Consider the following 577-nt stretch of genomic DNA (forward strand, 5'->3'; position numbering starts at 1 on the left):
AGGCGCGCTTGCGCAAGGCACAGCAAGCGCTCTCCCGCAAAGTCAAGTTCAGCAACAACTGGAAGAAGGCGAAAGCCCGTGTCCAGCGCATCTATTCCCGCATCGCCAACGCCCGCCGCGACTTCCTGCACAAGGTCTCGACCGCGATTTGCAAAAGCCACGCGATTGTGTGTATCGAGGACTTGCAGGTGCGCAACATGTCCAAGTCGGCGGCAGGTACGGCAGATGCTCCTGGGAAGAACGTCCGCGCCAAGTCGGGGCTGAATAAGTCCATCCTCGATCAGGGGTGGTACGAGTTCCGTCGCCAGCTGGATTACAAGCTGGCCTGGAAAGGTGGCAGACTCATTGTCGTGCCGCCGCAGAACACGAGCCGCACCTGCCCGTGCTGCGGCTATGTGTCGGCGGACAATCGCCCTACGCAAGCCAGGTTCAAATGCGCGGAATGTGGGTTCGAGGGCAACGCCGATGTGGTCGGCGCGATCAACATCCTTTCTCGCGGGATGCAAATGTTGCGAGACGAAGGGCAGGACACGACCGACGCTGCGGTCGGGATGCGGGTGGGTGAACCACCCGTGTC

General features: G+C 61.2%; 1 protein-coding gene. It reads left to right on the forward strand.

The window, feature by feature from the left end; all coding sequences use genetic code 11:
- On the forward strand, positions 1-577 hold a 577-nt coding region (locus NW840_RS12735), incomplete at both ends, for an RNA-guided endonuclease InsQ/TnpB family protein (RefSeq protein WP_414344665.1).

It is taken from the genome of Synechococcus sp. R5-13 (genome assembly GCF_047462015.1).
Taxonomy (GTDB): domain Bacteria; phylum Cyanobacteriota; class Cyanobacteriia; order Thermostichales; family Thermostichaceae; genus Thermostichus.